This is a genomic window from Pseudonocardia ammonioxydans, assembly GCF_900115005.1.
GTDB classification, from domain to species: Bacteria; Actinomycetota; Actinomycetes; order Mycobacteriales; family Pseudonocardiaceae; genus Pseudonocardia; species Pseudonocardia ammonioxydans.
This window is the reverse complement of record NZ_FOUY01000015.1, coordinates 109400-123052: the sequence shown is the minus strand read 5'-3', so window position 1 is coordinate 123052 and position 13653 is coordinate 109400. Positions and strand designations below refer to the sequence as shown.

The following is a 13653-nucleotide window of genomic DNA, read 5'->3' as shown; positions in this document are numbered from 1 at the left end:
GTCGCCCGTGTGTCACTCACCCATCCAGCCGCGGTGTCACTCACCCGCCCAGCCGCCCGTGTCACTCACCCACCCAGCCGCCCGTGGAACGCGCGGATATGTGCCTCGATCCGGTCGGCCGCCAGGCCACCGGCCCCGTCGGCGATCGCGGACCAGATCGCGTGGTGCTCGTCCTGCAACCGCGCCCGCAACGGCGGCCAGTCACCGTCGCCGTACATCGCGTCCAGCAGGGTGCCGCGGACCGACTCGCGGATCGCCGTCGTCAGCTCCCCCACCAGCCGGTTACCGGTCGCCCGGGCGATCGCGACGTGGAACGCGGCGTCCGCGGCGCCGAACGCGGCACGGTCCAGGTCGCCGTCCATCGCCTCCAGCGCCGCGCGGATCTGCAGCAGCCCGGACGCCGAGTCCCGGCCGGACCCGGCCGCGGCCTCGGCGGAGAATCGCTCGAGCATCACCCGGGCCTCGGTCACGTCACCGACCGGGAACGAGTCGACCGCCAGGTGCAGCTGCAGCACCCGCCCGAGCGCCCGGGCCGGCGCCGGGACGACGACCGTCCCCGAGTCCGCCCCCGTCCCCACCTGGGAGCGGATCACGCCCTGGGCCTGCAGCACGCGCAACGCCTCGCGCACGGCCTGCCGGCTCGCCCCCAGCCGTGCCGCCAGCTCGCGCTCGGGGGGCAGCCGGTCCCCCGGCCGCCACTCCCCCGACGTCAGGCGCTGTTCGACGTGCTCGAGCACCATCTCGTAGGTGGCCGGGCGCGCCCTGCGGGTGTCGGTCACGTCGTCCCCCTAGGCCGGCGGTCGCGCGCCGCGGCATCGGATCCGAGTTGTCCTGGTCCGACCATAGCGCTACCTTGGTCGGACCACACCCCTCCGCCCACCACAACACGGAGGCCCCATGCCACGCGTCGGCCTGATGGTCACCTGCCTCAACGACGCCCTGTTCCCGGACACCGGCAAGGCCGTCGTCACCCTGCTGCGGCGGCTCGGTGTCGACGTCGAGTTCCCCGCCGCGCAGACCTGCTGCGGGCAGCCGATGGTCAACACCGGCTACCTCGCCGACGCCGTCCCGCTGGTGCGCAACCACCTCGAGGCGTTCGACGGGTGCGACGCGATCATCGTGCCGTCCGGGTCGTGTGCCGGGTCGGTGCGGCACCAGCACGGCCTGGTCGCCGAGCGCTCCGGTGATCCCGGCCTGGTGCGCGGCGTCGAGAACGCCCCACCGGCCTACGAGCTGACCGAGTACCTGGTCGACGTCCTCGGCGTCACCGACGTCGGCGCCTACTTCCCGCACCGGGTCACCTACCACCCGACCTGCCACTCGCTGCGGATGCTCGGCGTCGGCGACCGCCCGGCCCGGCTGCTGCGCGCGGTCCGCGGACTCACCCTGCTCGACCTACCCGGCGCCGCCGAGTGCTGCGGTTTCGGCGGCACGTTCGCGGTGAAGAACGCCGAGACCTCCATCGCGATGGGCAACGACAAGGCCCACCACGTCCGCACCACCGGCGCCGAGGTCCTCGTCGCCGGCGACAACTCCTGCCTGACCCACATCGGCGGACTGCTGTCCCGGCAGCGCTCCGGGGTGCGGGTGATGCACCTGGCCGAGATCCTCGCCTCCACCGAGCGGGTCGTCGAACGCCGCGACGAGCGCTCCGCGGACCCGATCAGCATCGGCAGCGCCACACCGCAGAACCAGGAGGCCCACCGATGAGCGGCACGTTCCTCGGCACGCCCGCGTTCCCGGACGCGGCCCGCGAGGCGCTGGAGGACTCCCAGCTGCGCCGCAACCTCGCCCACGCCACCGGCACCATCCGCACCAAACGCGCCGGCGTCGTCGGCGAGGTCGACGAGTGGGAACAGCTGCGCCTGGCCGGCGAAGCGATCAAGAACCGGGTACTGCGCCACCTGCCCGACTACCTCGAACAGCTCGAACGCTCCCTGACCGCCGCCGGCGCGACCGTGCACTGGGCCCGCGACGCCACCGAGGCCAACGCCATCGTCGTCGACATCGCCCGCCGGCACGCCACCGACGAGGTCGTCAAGGTCAAGTCGATGGCCACCCAGGAGATCGAACTCAACGACGCCCTCGAGGCCGCCGGCATCCACGCCTGGGAGACCGACCTCGCCGAACTGATCGTCCAACTCGGCGACGACCTGCCCAGCCACATCCTCGTCCCCGCCATCCACCGCAACCGCGCCGAGATCCGCGAGATCTTCCTGCGCGAGATGGGCAACGCCGGCCGCGCCGCCCCCGACGACCTCACCGACGAGCCCCGGCAGCTCGCCGCCGCCGCCCGCGCCCACCTGCGGGAGAAGTTCCTGCGCGCCAAGGTCGCCGTCTCCGGCGCGAACTTCGCCGTCGCCGAGACCGGCACGCTGACCGTCGTCGAGTCCGAGGGCAACGGCCGGATGTGCCTGACCCTGCCCGAGGTCCTCGTCTCCGTGGTCGGCATCGAGAAGGTGCTGCCGACCTTCCAGGACTTGGATGTGATGCTGCAGCTGCTGCCGCGCTCCTCCACCGGCGAGCGGATGAACCCCTACACCTCCACCTGGACCGGTGTCACCCCCGGCGACGGCCCCCAGGAGGTCCACGTCGTGCTGCTCGACAACGGCCGCACCGACGTCCTCGCCGACCCCACCGGACGCCAGGCGCTGCGCTGCATCCGCTGCTCGGCCTGCCTCAACGTGTGCCCGGTCTACGAGCGCACCGGCGGCCACGCCTACGGCTCGGTCTACCCCGGCCCGATCGGCGCGATCCTCACCCCGCAGCTGCGCGGTGTCGGCTCGGACCCGCAGACCGACTCCCTGCCCTACGCCTCCAGCCTGTGCGGGGCCTGCTTCGAGGTCTGCCCGGTCCGCATCGACATCCCCGAGGTGCTCGTGCACCTGCGCGGGGAGGTCGTCGAGGCCCACCAGGAGGCCGCGCGGCTCCCGTCGGTGCAGGACATGGCGATGAAGGCCGCGTCGTGGACCCTGTCCTCGGCCGGACGCACCGGCGCCGCCGAGAAGGCCGCCGGGCTCGGCGGGAAGCTCGCCGCGAAGCTGGGCCGCTCCGCCCCGGGCGGGCGGGCCGTGCTCGGTGCACTGCCCGGACCGGCGAGCGCCTGGTCGGACTCCCGCGACATCCCGATCCCCGCCGAGGAGTCGTTCCGGTCCTGGTGGAAGCGGACGGACGGCGGCCGGAGCCGGACCGAGGAGACAGCCGGCGATCGCAGCCGGACCGACGACACAGCCGGCGATCGCAGCCGGACCGACGACACCGTGGGCGACTCGAGCCGGACCGACGACACCTCCGGCGGAAGGGACGAGGCGTGAGCGCGCGCGAGGCGATCCTGCAGAAGGCCCGCCGGGCGCTGGCCGACGTGCCCGACGTCGAGCCGGTGCTCGACGTCGCGGTCGTCCGCCCGGCCCCGGAGCGCGACCGGTCGCGCGAGGAGGTCGTGGACCTGTTCGCCGAGCGGGTCGCGGACTATCGGGCCGTCGTCGAGCGGGCGACCTCGTCGACGGTCGTGCAGCAGGTGGCGGCGGCGCTGCGGGGCCGGGAGCCGTCGGCCGGGGCCGGCCCGCTGCGGATCCTGGTGCCGCCGGGGTTCCCGCCGGAGTGGGTGCCGGATGACGTCGAGGTCGTCCACGACGGGCCGGACGTCGCGGTGTCCGAGCTGGACCGCTGCGACGGGGTGCTGTCGACGGCCGCGGTCGGGATCGCCGACACCGGCACGATCGTCCTCGACCACGGCGAGGGGCAGGGCCGCCGGGCCGCGACCCTGGTCCCGGACCTGCACGTCTGCATGGTCCGGGCCGACCAGGTGGTGCCCGCGGTCCCCGAGGCGGTCGCCGCGCTCGACCCGGTCCGGCCCCACACCTGGATCAGCGGCCCGAGCGCCACCAGCGACATCGAGCTGGACCGGGTGGAGGGCGTGCACGGCCCGCGCACCCTGCACGTGCTGATCGTCGGGTCCTGACCGCGCCCGGCGCGCGTTCAGACCCGCAGGATCCGCAGCACCACCGTGGCGATCTTCTCGGCCACCAGCTCGGCCGGTCCGCCGGGCAGCACGAGGTGGCTGACGACCAGCCGGGTGACGGTGTCGGCGGCGAGGTCGACGTCGTCGTCGGGCAGGTCCGGGCGGGACCGGCGCAGGTAGCCCGCGGCCCGCTCGGTGGCGGCGGCCACGATCGGCCCGGAGCGGTCCCCGAACGCCGACGGCGCCCCCGTCAGCAGGGCTTTCACCAGCGGGTTCACCGACGCCTCGGTCAGCGCGGCACCGGCCGCGGCCACCCACGCGGCGTGCAGGTCGGCCTCGCCGTCGAGGGCGGAGATGATCCGGTCGAGGAACTCGTCGGTGGCCCGCAGCACCAGCGCGGCGGCGAGACCGTCCCGGTCGCCGAACTCGCTGTAGAGCGTCTGCCGGCTGACCCCGACCCGGCGGGCGATCTCGGGCATCGAGAGCCGGTCCCCGGCGACGGCGAGCCGTTCGGCCACGTCGAGCACCTCGGTGCGCAGGTCGTCCCGCGCCCGCCGGGCCATCGATCGCCGCTCCATCGTCGACATTGTGGCATGTCTCGTCAACCGTCTGGACACTTTCCTCATATGTGTCTAACTTGGCGAGCGACCACGGTGGTCGACGGCAAGGAGGCACGTCCCGTGAGCCTGGTACAGCACGCCCGTGAACGCTGGTCCTCGGTGCTGACCCTGCCCGCCCCGGAGCGGGTGGACCGCACCCTGCTCGACAGCGGGGTGCACGGTCGCAACCCGGCCCCGTTCGCCCCGGCCCCGGAGGGCCTGCGCGAGATCCCGGGCGACGACGGCCTGCCCCTGCTCGGGCACGCGGTGTCCTACATCCGGTACGGGCACCGGTTCACCCGGGCCCGCACCGAGAAGCTCGGTCCACTGTGGTGGATGCGCTCGCCGGTCGGGCGCGCGGTCATCGTGACCGGCCCGGCCGCGACCCGTGAGGTGCTGACCAACCGGGACAAGGCGTTCTCCCAGGAGGGCTGGCGGTCCATGGTCGGCGAGTTCTTCCACCGCGGCCTGATGCTGCTCGACTTCGACGAGCACCGCGCGCACCGGCGGATCATGCAGCAGGCGTTCACCGCGGACCGGATCGAGAGCTACGTCGCGGCCACCACCCCGGTGGTGCGCGAGGTGCTCCCGACCTGGGGCGGGGACCTGCGTCTCTACCCGGCGCTCAAGCGGCTCACGCTCGACGTCGCGCAGGCGGTGTTCATGGACGCCCGCTCGGGTCCCGATGCGGAGGCCGTGAACCGGGCGTTCGTCGACTGCGTGCGCGCGGCCAACGCGTTCGTCCGCAAGGACCTGCCCGGGACCCGCTGGCGGCGCGGCCTGCGCGGGCGGGCCCTGCTGGAGGACTGGTTCCGGGCCAACATCGCCGCCAAGCGGGCCGGCAACGGCACCGACCTGTTCTCCGCGCTGTGCCACGCGCGCACCGACGACGGCGAGCAGTTCTCCGACGACGACGTCGTCAACCACATGATCTTCCTGATGATGGCCGCGCACGACACCTCCACCACCACGGCGGCGTCGGCGGCGTACCACCTCGCGCGCAACCCGGAGTGGCAGGAACGCTGCCGCGCCGAGTCCGACGCGCTCGGCGACGGGATCCCCGACGTCGCCGCCCTGCGCTCGCTGACCTCCCTGGACCTGGTGATCAGGGAGGCGCTGCGGATGGACGCGCCGGTGCCGGTGGTGATGCGCACCGCGGAGAAGGACACCACCGTCGTGGGCCATCACCTGCCGGCGGGTACCCGGGTCATCGTCGCGCAGGCGGTGAACCACTACGACCGCTCCTGCTGGAGCGACCCGGAGCGGTTCGACCCCGAGCGGTTCGGCCCGGACCGCCGCGAGGACCGCTCCGACCGGGACGCCTGGATCCCGTTCGGCGGCGGCGTGCACAAGTGCATCGGCCTGCACTTCGGCACGCTCGAGGTCACCGCGATCCTGCACGAGATGCTGCGCCGGTATCGCTGGACCGTCGATCCCGCCTACCGGCTGCGCTGGGACAACACCTCGCTGCCGGTGCCGGTGGGCGGCATCCCGGTCACCCTCCGCCCCCGTGAGTGACAACCGTGGCCTGGACCGCGAAAACCACTCACGGGTGCCAGGCCATGCCGCCGTCCACCTTGATCGTGGCGCCGGTGGTGTAGCCGGCGTCCGGGCCGGTGAGGTAGAGGATCGCGCCGACCACCTCGGCCGCCTCGCCGACCCGCCCGGCCGGGACGTCGGTCCGCACGGCCTCGCGGAACTCGTCGGTCCAGTGGTCGGCGATGTCGGTGCGAATCGGCCCGGGCATGACCGTGTTGACCCGTACCGACGGCGCGTACGCCCGGGCCAGGCCGACGGTGAGCGCGTTCAGCCCGGCCTTCGCCGCCGCGTACGGCAGCTCGCGCGGGTTCGGCACGACCGCGGCCACCGACGAGACGTTGACGATCGCGCCGCCGCTGGCGGCGGCCATGAGCTCGCCGCAGCGCGCACCGAGCCGGAACGCACCGCGCAGGTTCACCGCGAGGACCTTGTCGAACAGCTCCTCGGTGACCTCGGTGAGCGAGCCGTACAGCGGCGACATCCCGGCGTTGTTGACCAGCACGTCGACCCGGCCGAACTCCTCGAGCACCCGGTCGACGAGCGCGTCGCAGTCCGACCAGCGCCCGACGTGGCAGCCCACGCCGAGCGCCCGTGTGCCGAACTCGGCGGTCAGCTCCGCGGCCAGCGCCGTGCACGCCTCGGCCTTCCGGCTCGCGACGACGACGGTGTCCCCGCGTGCCGCGAACGCCCGGCACGCCTCGCGTCCGATGCCCCGGCTGCCGCCGGTGACGACGACAACCCTGTGATCGTCTCCCATGCGGGTGACGCTAGTCGTCGTCCCCGCCGGCCCAGCGCCGGTCCTTGCGGTCCTCGGCCTCGGTCCGCTCGCGCGCGATCTCGAGGGCGCGCGCGGCGGTCTCGCGGTCCGGGTAGGGCCCGAGCCGGTCCGCGGCACGACAGCCGTCCTTCGTCTCCACCGTGTTGTGCTTGAGGCAGTAGAACCATTGCTCGTCGCTCATGGGTCCACCCTGGCACCGATCAGGAGCGTGTGCCGCCCGCCGCGCGGGGGTGCCGCGATGGCAGTCTGGGGACATGGCGCTGGTGCTCGGCGTGGACTCGTCCACGCAGTCGTGCAAGGTGGTCGTCCGGGACGCCGACACGGGCGCGCTCGTCCGCTCCGGGCGGGCCGCGCACCCCGACGGCACCGAGGTCGATCCCCGGGCCTGGTGGACCGCCCTGCAGCAGGCCCTCGACGACGCGGGTGGGCTCGACGGCGTCGAGGCGGTCTCGGTCGCCGGCCAGCAACACGGGATGGTCTGCCTGGACGACGCGGGCGCGGTGGTCCGCGACGCCCTGCTGTGGAACGACACCCGCTCCGCCGGTGCCGCGGACGAGCTGGTCCGGGAGCTGGGTGCCGACGGCTGGGCGGACGCGACCGGTGTCGTCCCGGTCGCGTCGATCACGCTGGCCAAGCTGCGCTGGCTGGCGGCGCACGAACCGCACCACGCGGAGCGGACGGCGGCGGTCTGCCTGCCGCACGACTGGCTGACCTGGAAGCTGCGCGGGTTCGGCGGCGGTGAGCTGGACGAGCTGGTGACCGACCGGTCCGACGCGTCCGGCACCGGCTACTACGACGGCACCGACTACCGCCTCGACCTGCTGGAACGCGGTTTCGGCCGGACGGCGGCCCTGCCCCGGGTGCTCGGCCCGTCCGGGTCGGTCACCGGGCCCGGCGGGATCGTGGTGGGTGCCGGGGCGGGCGACAACGCCGCCGCCGGGCTGGGCGCCGACGCCGGGGACGACGTCGTCGTCTCCCTCGGCACCTCCGGGACGGTCTTCGCCCGCTCGGCACGGCGGGCGGAGGACCCGTCCGGGATCGTCGCCGGTTTCTCCGACGCCACCGGCGCCTACCTGCCACTGGCCTGCACCCTCAACGCCTCTCGTGTGCTCGACGCGACCTGCCGGCTGCTCGGGGTGGACCACGAGGAACTGGGCCGGTTGGCGCTCGCGGCGCAGCCGGGTGCGGGCGGGCTGGTGCTCGTGCCGTACCTGGAGGGCGAGCGGACGCCGAACCTGCCCGACGCGACCGGGTCGCTGCACGGGTGGACCCTGGCGTCCGGGACCCGCGAGAACCTGGCGCGGGCGGCCGTCGAGGGCATGCTCTTCGCCCAGCGGGTCGGTCTGGAGGCGCTGCGCGAGCAGGGGGTCGCGGTCTCCGGGGTGACGCTGGTCGGCGGCGCCGCCCGGTCCGAGGCCGTCGCCCGGATCGCCGCCCAGGTCTTCGAGGTGCCGGTACGGGTGCCCGAGCCGGGCGAGTACGTCGCCGACGGCGCCGCGCGCCAGGCCGCCTGGGCACTGCGCGGCGGGGACGAGCCGCCGTCGTGGTCGCCGCCGACCGCACCGGCCCGCTACGAGACCGACCCCGCGCCGCAGGCCTGGGAGCGCTACCGGGAGGCGGCCGGACTGTTCCTGGCCCGCGCGTCCCGGGACCACTCGTGACCACCGAGCCGAGCGGGCCGAAACCGCTGCTGGTCCTCGGCAAGATCACCGACATCCTGGACGCGTTCACCCTGCAGCGCCCGGTGCTCAGCCTGGGCGAGCTCCAGCAGGCCACCGGGATCCCGACGTCCACGGTGCAGCGTCTGGTGTCCAACATGGTCGCCGAGGGCATGCTGGACCGGGTCGGCGACCGGGTCCGCATCGGAGTGCGGATGGCCTACTGGGCCGGTGCCGCCGCCCGGGGTGTCGACCTGCTGGAGCTGGCCGGTCCGGTGCTGCGCGAGCTGCGCGACACGACCGGTGAGACGGCGGCGCTGTTCCGGGCGGAGAAGGCCTTCCGGGTCTGTGTCGCGGTGGCCGAGACCCGGCACGCGCTGCGCCGGGAGATGCACGTCGGCAAGATCGTCCCGCTGCACACCGGGTCGGCCGGGCGGGTGCTGCTCGCCTGGGACCCGGTCCTGGCCGAGGAGGTCCTGGCCGGACCGCTGGAGACGATCACCGACTACACGGTCACCGACCCGGACCGGCTGCGCGTGCTGCTCACCGACACCCACCGCGACGGCTTCGCGATCACCACGGCCGAACGCGACGACGGGGGTTCCGGCCTGTCCGCCCCGGTCTTCGACCACTCCGGCGCGGTGTCCGCGGCGTTGACGATCAGCGGGCCGACGATCCGGCTCGGCCGGGAGCACTGCGAGGAGTACGTGGAGCTGCTGGTCGGGGCGGCGGACCGGCTCACCCGGACGCTGGGCGGCCGCCCGCCGGCCTGACCCGGTGCCGGGCACCCGCGGGCGTGGTGCCGACCGTGTCGACCGTGAGCACGCCGGACCCCGGTCGCCACCGGTGCCGTCCCTGCGGGCGTCGACGCCGGACGAACCGGCCCACCGCGCGCACCATCCGTCGCACCAGCAACGCCACGAGGTAGGCGCCGCCCACCCACGGCAGCAGGAGCAGCAGTCCGCGCAGGACCGCGGCCAGCACGCCGGCGGGCTCGCCGGCCCGCGCGGCGTCCAGCGCCTGCCCGGCGAGACCGGTCAGCGCGTCCCACGCCGCGGGCGCCAGCTGCGGGGCCAGCGCGACGAACACGAGCAGCCAGCCGAGCAGCAGCGGCACCACCAGCACGACCCACGCGGTCACCACCCGGCGCGCCCACGGCTTCAGGTCGGCGACCAGTGGGTCCGAGTGCCGGCGGCGGACCAGGGAGCGCAGGATGGGCCGGATCCGGTTGAACAGGTCCGGGACCCCGACCAGGTCGGCGAGGATGTAGTACCCGTCCATCCGCAGTGACGGCAGGAACTGCCAGGCCGTCTCGACGTGCCAGAGCAGCGAGGCGGCGAGCAGCCACTCCGACCCGGTGGCCAGGTAGAGCCCGCCGAGCACGGTCAGGACGATCGCATTGAAGTAGACCCCGCCCAGGTCGGTGCGCAGCCGTCCCGCCCGGGAGAGCCGGTAGGCGTCGGTGACGGTGCTGTAGAACGCCGGCCAGACCAGGTAGATGCCCACCCCCATCGCCCCGGGGGTGGCCCCGCCGTACCGGCAGGCCGTGACGTGTCCGCACTCGTGGAAGACACCGGCGACCACGACCAGCCCCAGCACGGCGAGCGTGAGCGCCGGGGTGGTGGTCAGCGCCCGGCCCGCGCCGAGCACCGCGTCCCAGCCGCGGGCGGCGACCGCGACGTCGACGGTCACGAACGCGAGCAGGACCAGCACCACGACCGGCGCCCGGAACAGCGGGCGCAGCGGACCGGCGATCCGCCACACGACGCGGGCCGGGACCAGCGCCGTGCGCAGTCGCAGCATCAGCAGGTGGTCGCCGCGGGCCGGTGTGCCCCGGCCGCCGGGCGGCGGGGTTCGGGCCCGGTCGGGGTCGGACCGGTCGGCATCGGCACGGTCGGCTCCGGACCGGTCGGGACGGGCACGGTCGGTCTCCGTCGGGTCGGGCCGGGCGCGGACGGCGTCCGGTCGGTCGCCGTCGGGTCGGTCGCCACCGGGCCGGTCGGCGACACCGGCGTCCGGCACCGCCCCGGCGAGTCCGGCCGGCCGGAGCCGGTCGGCGATCAGGTAGCGGACCTGGTCGCCGGTGATGTCCCGGCCGGTGTCGGCGTGCAGCAGCTCGGCCACCTCGTCCGGGCCGCGCCGGCCGTCGAGGTGGAAGGCCGTGCGGTAGAGCAGCCACGGCAGCTGGGCGACCTGCCCGTCCTCGCGGCGCAGCAGGTACCGCGGGGTCCGGAACCCGGACCCCTGATAGGGCCCGAGGAACTCGATGCCCGGGGCCGGGACGGGGGCGCCCGCGTCCTGCCCGGCAGCGGTCGTGCCCGCGGTGGCTGTAGTGCCGGAGGTCGTGCCCTCGGCGTCGATCGTGTCAGTGGCGGTGCCGGCCACGCTGCTCCCTGGCGGGTGGTGGTTGGTGCTCGACGGGTCCGGACGTGGACGGGGGCGGGCCGCCCGTGGCGACCCGCCCCCACGTCACGGGTGCGGCGAGATCACTACTTCTCGGCGCCGCCCCCGTCACCGCCCTTGGCGGCCGCGTCACCGCTGTCGCCACCGTCACCACCGTCGCCGCCGTCACCACCGGCGTCGTTGGTCTGCTCACCGAGGGCGTTGATGTTCAGCAGGTTGGCGCCGTTCCCGCCGGAGCCACCCTCGCCGCCGGCACCGCCGTCACCGCTCCCGGCGACGCCGTCACCGCCGTCGCCGCCGAGGAGACCGCCGGGCAGCGTGGTCATCACGGTGCGGGCGGGCAGGAGCTCCACCTGCTGGTCCTCGAACTCACCGACGAACAGTTCCGTCATGCAGGGCGTGTCCTCTCGTCCACTGCAGTCCCCGGCGTGGGCCGGGTGCGGGATGTCGACCCGCTGACGGAGGGCTACCTCTCTGCCGGACGGACTAATCGCCACAGGCGTTATGAACGCACGCACACCCTTGTGGCGCAACGAGTCCGACGCTGCCGCCCTACCCGGTGCCCTGCTGCCCGGCCTCGCGCGGCCCGGCCGTCCACGGGAACGCCGCGGCTGTGGAGCGCACGCCCTGCGCGGCGCGGGAGCGGTTCGGCTCCCCCAGCTCCGCGAGCAGGTCCTCGGACTCCGCGACGAGCCCGGCCAGCACCGTCGGGGTCAGCCAGTCCGGACGCAGCGCGAACATCAGGTCCTCGCTGGCGGTGTTGCCACTGGCCCCCGGGGCGAACGGGCAGCCGCCCAGCCCGCCGAGCGCCCCGTCGAGCAGCGTCGCACCGGACGCGGCGGCGGCGAGCCCGTTCGCCACGCCCTGGCCCCAGGTGTCGTGCCCGTGGAAGGCGATCCGGCGCTCCCCCGCGACCTCGGCCACCCGCGCGACCAGCGCCCCGACCTCGGACGGGACCGCCTGCCCGAGCGTGTCGCACACGACGACGTCGCACGAACCGGCGGTGCGCGGGTCGGCGACGATCTCGACGACCCGGCCGGGGTCCACCGGCCCGTCGAACGGGCAGGTGAACGCGGTGGCCAGGCAGAGCTGGATCCGGCCGCCCGCCTCCCGTGCGGTCGCGACGGCATCCGGCATGGCGTCCAGCGACACCGCGGTGTCGCGGCCGATGTTGGCGTTGTTGTGGGCGTCGGAGACCGAGAAGCAGTACTGGACGTTGCGCGCCCCGGCGGCGACGGCCTTCTGCACGTGCCGGGGCGTCGCCACCCAGACCCAGCAGCGCTCGAGCTCCTCGGGCGTGAGCGCGGCGACCACGTCGAGCGTGTCGGCCAGTGGCGGCACCAGGTCACCGCGGGCCAGCGAGCCGATCTCCAGCTCCGGCACCCCCGCGGCCAGCAACGACCGCACCAGCGCGACCTTCCGGTCGGTCGGCAACGGCTTGCCGGTCAGCTGCAGGCCGTCCCGCAGCGTCACGTCACGCAGCACCACGTCCATTCAGGACTCCTCTCCGGCCGCGGCGCGGATCCGGTCGTCCGGGTACCCGAGCAGGCCGCCCAGCACGTCGTGGGTATCGGCGCCGAGGTCGGGTCCGACGTGGCGGACCGGCACCGAGGCGCCGTCGAGCACCGGGACGATGCCGGGGAAGCCGACCCGGGCGGGCTCGTCACCGCCGGTGTCGACGTCGAAGTATTGGACCATGTTCCGCGCCCGGAACTGCTCGTCGGCGACGATGTCGGCGGCGGAGTGGATCGGCCCGGCCGGCACCCCCGCCTCTTCCAGGCGGGCCAGCACGTCGGCGCGGGGCAGCGACCGCGTCCAGGCCTCGATCGCCCCGTCCAGCTCGTCACGGCGCTGCCAGCGGCCGGCGTTCGACGCGAGGTCGGGCTCCTCGGCCAGCTCCGGACGCCCGATGACCTGCATGAACCGGCCGTAGATGGAGTCGCCGTTACCCGCGATGACCACGCTGCCGCCGTCGCCGCACACGTAGGCGTTGGACGGCGCGATGCCCTCCATCCGCCCGCCGACCCGGCGCCGCTCGACGCCGTAGGCGAGGTGGTCGGGCACCAGCGACTCCATCACCGAGAACACCGCCTCGTTCAGCGCGATGTCCATCGAGCGCCGGTTCAGCGGCGGCCGCTCGGGGGACGACTCGCGCTGGAACAGGCCCATCACCGCGGAGAAGGCGCCGTAGAGCCCGGCGATCGAGTCGCCGATCGACACCCCGGTCCGCGACGGCGGCCGGTCCTCCTCCCCCACCAGGGCCCGCAGCCCGCCCATCGCCTCGGCGACGGCGGCGAAACCGGGCCGCGCCGAGAGCGGGCCGGTCTGGCCGAACGCGGAGATCCGGACCAGCACCACGCCCGGGTGCGCGGCGTCGAGCTCGGCCGGGCCGAGACCCCACTTCTCGAGCGTGCCGGGGCGGAAGTTCTCCAGCACGACGTCCGACAGCGCGGCCAGGTCGAGCACGGCCTGCCGGCCGGCGTCGGAGCGCATGTCGAGGGTGATCGAGCGCTTGTTGCGGTTGAGCGTGCGGTAGAGCATCGAGGTGTCCCCCGCGTAGAGCCGCCAGTTGCGCAGCTCGTCCCCGGTGCGCGGGCGCTCGACCTTGATCACCTCGGCGCCGAAGTCGGCGAGCAGGCGACCCGCGGTCGGGGCCGCGATGTAGTTCCCCAGTTCCAGCACCCGGACGCCGGACAGCGGCAGATCGGTCACGAC

Annotated in this window: 14 protein-coding genes; 6 read left to right on the top strand and 8 right to left on the bottom strand. The window is 74.5% G+C overall.

Features of this window, described 5'->3' with window-relative positions:
* Positions 1–65 precede the first annotated feature (65 nt).
* Positions 66–779: a FadR/GntR family transcriptional regulator gene (locus tag BM093_RS16270; RefSeq protein WP_245773562.1), complete on the bottom strand. Its 714-nt coding sequence runs from the start codon at positions 777–779 to the stop codon at positions 66–68.
* 118 nt (positions 780–897) lie between these two features.
* Here BM093_RS16270 and BM093_RS16265 point away from each other — a divergent pair, with 118 nt between their 5' ends.
* Genes BM093_RS16265 through BM093_RS16255 form a run of 3 tightly spaced genes read left to right on the top strand, consistent with a single transcriptional unit; the run spans position 898 to position 3961 of the window.
* Positions 898–1710 carry a (Fe-S)-binding protein gene (locus tag BM093_RS16265; RefSeq protein WP_093343918.1) on the top strand — a complete coding sequence of 271 codons (813 nt, stop codon included), beginning with the start codon at positions 898–900 and terminating at the stop codon, positions 1708–1710.
* Positions 1707–3314, top strand: a complete 1608-nt coding sequence (locus BM093_RS16260) for a LutB/LldF family L-lactate oxidation iron-sulfur protein (RefSeq protein WP_245773561.1) — start codon at positions 1707–1709, stop codon at positions 3312–3314. Before BM093_RS16265 ends, BM093_RS16260 begins: the two co-directional genes overlap by 4 nt.
* Positions 3311–3961, top strand: a complete 651-nt coding sequence (locus tag BM093_RS16255) for a LutC/YkgG family protein (protein WP_093343916.1) — start codon at positions 3311–3313, stop codon at positions 3959–3961. Before BM093_RS16260 ends, BM093_RS16255 begins: the two co-directional genes overlap by 4 nt.
* 17 nt (positions 3962–3978) lie before the next feature.
* Here BM093_RS16255 and BM093_RS16250 read toward each other — a convergent pair whose 3' ends face one another.
* On the bottom strand, positions 3979–4539 hold the full coding sequence (locus BM093_RS16250) for a TetR/AcrR family transcriptional regulator (RefSeq protein ID WP_177238513.1): 561 nt from the start codon (positions 4537–4539) through the stop codon (positions 3979–3981).
* A gap of 102 nt (positions 4540–4641) precedes the next feature.
* Here BM093_RS16250 and BM093_RS16245 point away from each other — a divergent pair, with 102 nt between their 5' ends.
* Positions 4642–6078 (top strand): cytochrome P450, encoded by a 1437-nt coding sequence (locus BM093_RS16245; RefSeq protein ID WP_245773560.1) that lies wholly within the window; start codon positions 4642–4644, stop codon positions 6076–6078.
* Between the two features lie 28 nt (positions 6079–6106).
* On the opposite strand, the gene BM093_RS16240 is transcribed toward BM093_RS16245, so the two are convergent.
* Together BM093_RS16240 and BM093_RS16235 are read right to left on the bottom strand one after the other, a co-directional pair.
* Complete coding sequence (locus BM093_RS16240; protein ID WP_093343908.1) at positions 6107–6856, bottom strand: SDR family NAD(P)-dependent oxidoreductase; 750 nt, start codon at positions 6854–6856, stop codon at positions 6107–6109.
* A 10-nt stretch (positions 6857–6866) separates the two neighbouring features.
* Entirely contained in the window at positions 6867–7058 is a 192-nt protein-coding gene (locus tag BM093_RS16235; protein ID WP_093343906.1) for a hypothetical protein, read from the bottom strand.
* A gap of 73 nt (positions 7059–7131) precedes the next feature.
* Between BM093_RS16235 and xylB the strand changes: the two genes are divergently transcribed.
* Both xylB and BM093_RS16225 read left to right on the top strand, forming a co-directional pair.
* Positions 7132–8538, top strand: a complete 1407-nt coding sequence (gene xylB / locus BM093_RS16230; RefSeq protein WP_093343903.1) for a xylulokinase — start codon at positions 7132–7134, stop codon at positions 8536–8538.
* Complete coding sequence (locus BM093_RS16225) at positions 8535–9308, top strand: IclR family transcriptional regulator (RefSeq protein ID WP_093343900.1); 774 nt, start codon at positions 8535–8537, stop codon at positions 9306–9308. The genes xylB and BM093_RS16225 overlap by 4 nt, the downstream gene beginning before the upstream one ends.
* Here BM093_RS16225 and BM093_RS16220 read toward each other — a convergent pair.
* The 4 genes from BM093_RS16220 to BM093_RS16205 all read right to left on the bottom strand — a co-directional run bounded on the left by BM093_RS16220 (position 9274) and on the right by BM093_RS16205 (position 13650).
* Positions 9274–10920, bottom strand: a complete 1647-nt coding sequence (locus BM093_RS16220; RefSeq protein WP_093343898.1) for a hypothetical protein — start codon at positions 10918–10920, stop codon at positions 9274–9276. The two genes, BM093_RS16225 and BM093_RS16220, sit on opposite strands and share 35 nt — an antisense overlap.
* Before the next feature lie 104 nt (positions 10921–11024).
* Positions 11025–11330, bottom strand: coding sequence for a hypothetical protein (locus tag BM093_RS16215; RefSeq protein WP_093343896.1), 306 nt, complete (start codon positions 11328–11330; stop codon positions 11025–11027).
* Between the two features lie 160 nt (positions 11331–11490).
* A complete protein-coding gene (locus tag BM093_RS16210; protein ID WP_093343893.1) occupies positions 11491–12432 on the bottom strand; it encodes a beta/alpha barrel domain-containing protein in 942 nt (313 codons plus the stop codon).
* Positions 12433–13650 carry a CaiB/BaiF CoA transferase family protein gene (locus BM093_RS16205; protein ID WP_093343891.1) on the bottom strand — a complete coding sequence of 406 codons (1218 nt, stop codon included), beginning with the start codon at positions 13648–13650 and terminating at the stop codon, positions 12433–12435. It lies immediately after the preceding gene.
* Positions 13651–13653 lie beyond the last annotated feature (3 nt).

Bases quoted from the DNA above. Each gene is read 5' to 3' on its own strand.
- BM093_RS16210 (WP_093343893.1), bottom strand. From the start codon at position 12,432: ATGGACGTGGTGCTGCGTGACGTGACGCTGCGGGACGGCCTGCAGCTG.
- BM093_RS16265 (WP_093343918.1), top strand. From the start codon at position 898: ATGCCACGCGTCGGCCTGATGGTCACCTGCCTCAACGACGCCCTGTTC.
- BM093_RS16260 (WP_245773561.1), top strand. From the start codon at position 1,707: ATGAGCGGCACGTTCCTCGGCACGCCCGCGTTCCCGGACGCGGCCCGC.
- xylB (WP_093343903.1), top strand. From the start codon at position 7,132: ATGGCGCTGGTGCTCGGCGTGGACTCGTCCACGCAGTCGTGCAAGGTG.
- BM093_RS16215 (WP_093343896.1), bottom strand. From the start codon at position 11,330: ATGACGGAACTGTTCGTCGGTGAGTTCGAGGACCAGCAGGTGGAGCTC.
- BM093_RS16250 (WP_177238513.1), bottom strand. From the start codon at position 4,539: ATGGAGCGGCGATCGATGGCCCGGCGGGCGCGGGACGACCTGCGCACC.
- BM093_RS16240 (WP_093343908.1), bottom strand. From the start codon at position 6,856: ATGGGAGACGATCACAGGGTTGTCGTCGTCACCGGCGGCAGCCGGGGC.
- BM093_RS16235 (WP_093343906.1), bottom strand. From the start codon at position 7,058: ATGAGCGACGAGCAATGGTTCTACTGCCTCAAGCACAACACGGTGGAG.